This window comes from Nocardia sp. NPDC058058 (assembly GCF_042885355.1).
Lineage (GTDB): Bacteria > Actinomycetota > Actinomycetes > Mycobacteriales > Mycobacteriaceae > Nocardia.
This window is the reverse complement of record NZ_JBHVSA010000014.1, coordinates 1-2,036: the sequence shown is the minus strand read 5'-3', so window position 1 is coordinate 2,036 and position 2,036 is coordinate 1. Positions and strand designations below refer to the sequence as shown.

Below are 2,036 nucleotides of genomic sequence, written 5' to 3'. Positions count from 1 at the left end.
GACCTGGGCGTCTCCTCGTACCAGGCCGCGAGCGCGGCGGGGCGGGCCGGCTCGGAGGCGCTGCGGCGCCAGTTGTCACTGGTCGCCGGGACCGACCTGGGGGAGAAGCCCGGGGACGTGCGCCGTGCCGTGGGCGAGGACACCGGGCCCTTCGCCGGCCCGCTCGCCCTCAACGTGCTGCCGTGGTCCGGGGAGCTGCGCGAGGGCGGCTGGTCCTCGCACGAGCTGGCCGTACGGGCGGAGACCCGGCGGATCCTGGAGCTGCCGGACCTGCCGGTGGCGGTGACCTGCGTACAGGTACCGGTGCTGGCCGGGCATTCGCTGACGGTCCGGGCGCGGTTCGAGAACCGGGTGGACGCGGCGCACGCGCGCGAGATCCTGGAGGGGGCGCCCGGGGTGGTCCTCGTCGACGACCCGGCGGCGGGGGAGTTCCCGACTCCGGCGGACGCGGCCGGGACGGATCCGGCGTGGGTGGGCCGGGTGCGGGCCTCGCTCGATGACGATCACGCGCTGGAGTTCTTCGTCTGCGCCGACAATCTCCGCAAGGGCGCGGCCCTGAATGCGACTCAGATCTCGGAACTGATCGCAGGTGAATCTGCGTAATTCACTTTGTAGGATCGGTGTCGATCCCTTGATCAAGGTGATGGCCCGACTGCCGTCTCGAAAGACGGGGCAATCGGGAAGAGCGGGTACGCATGAGGGCAATCGGAATATTGCTGGATGGTCTGCCTCGCGCGTACAACCCTGACGGGGGGACGCGTGTCCAACGGGCGTGGCAGAGGCATTGCTCGACTTCGCCGTCGTACCGGCGCGCACCGGAATCGGTCCGTCGCGCCGGCGGTCCCGCCTACCCGGCGAGATCCAGGTGATCATGCCCGTCCCGCCCACCGGCGCGACTCCCGTCACACCGCTGCCCGTTGCGTCACCGCCCGTGGCACCGACCCGGGGCGGCCGCGTGCCCTCACCCCGCGATAGCTCGGAAGGCGTCGGGGGCGACACCCCGGCGGCGACCTCCGGGACCGCGGGGAGCGCCGGTGCGGCCGAGACGGCGGAGACCGCACCGACGGCGGAGACCGCACCGACGGCGGAGAGCGCCGCGGGCGGCGAGAGCGCCGAGAGCGCCGAGAAGGTCGTGGTGGCCGGTACCACCGTCGACCACCTCACGGAGACCTACCAGGCGCACTACCGCTCGCTCCTCGGGCTCGCCGCGCTGCTCCTCGACGACACCGCCTCCTGCGAGGACGTGGTCCAAGAGGCCTTCATACGCGTCCACTCGGCCCGCAACCGGGTCCGGGACCGCGACAAGACGCTGGCGTACCTGCGCCAGACCGTCGTCAACCTCTCGCGCTCCGCACTGCGCCGCCGGATCCTCGGCCTCAAGCTGCTGTCGAAGCCGATGCCGGACATGGCCAGCGCCGAGGAGGGCGCGTACGACCAGCTGGAGCGGGACGACCTCATCAAGGCGATGCGGGGACTCCAGCGGCGCCAGCGCGAGGTACTGGTGCTGCGGTACTTCGCGGACATGACGGAGTCCCAGGTCGCCGAGACGCTCGGCGTCTCGCTCGGCTCGGTGAAGGCGTACGGATCGCGGGGCATTGCCGCGCTGCGGGTGGCGATGGAGGCTGCGCAGTCATGAGGGACGACCACAAGAACGCGCCGGACCACGAACTCGGTGAGAGCGGCGAGGAAGCGGTGCTGCGGAGCCTGCTCAGTGGCGCCGTCCAGGACCTCCGGCCCTCCGAGGGCGCGCTGGACCGGCTGCGGTACGCCGTCCCCGCCCGCCGGGCGCGCAAACGGCAGGTGCTCGTCGGAGCCGCAGCGGCCGTGCTGCTGGCCGGTACGGCGATCCCCACCGCGATCCGGCTGACGGCCGCCGAGGACGCCACCACGGGGCACTCGGCCATCGCCGGGCACGGGGAGCAGCAGGGCGGCAAGCACGGCGCCGCCTCCGACCCGCACCAGAACGGATCGGGCGCCCTCGCCCAGAAGCCCCCGAAGGCCCCCGGCAAGAGCGGCGAGGGCCTGGGCGCCACGGG

At 72.8% G+C, this 2,036-nt stretch carries 3 protein-coding genes; all 3 read left to right on the top strand.

Annotation, left to right across the window (positions count from 1 at the left end):
* The coding region (locus tag ACFVUS_RS43760) for an Asd/ArgC dimerization domain-containing protein (protein WP_387781433.1) at nucleotides 1-603 on the top strand (603 nt) is incomplete at its 5' end.
* Between the two features lie 169 nt (nucleotides 604-772).
* On the top strand, nucleotides 773-1,636 hold the full coding sequence (locus tag ACFVUS_RS43755) for a SigE family RNA polymerase sigma factor (RefSeq protein WP_387781430.1): 864 nt from the start codon (nucleotides 773-775) through the stop codon (nucleotides 1,634-1,636).
* The coding region (locus ACFVUS_RS43750) for a hypothetical protein (protein ID WP_387781427.1) at nucleotides 1,633-2,036 on the top strand (404 nt) is incomplete at its 3' end. The genes ACFVUS_RS43755 and ACFVUS_RS43750, both read left to right, overlap by 4 nt.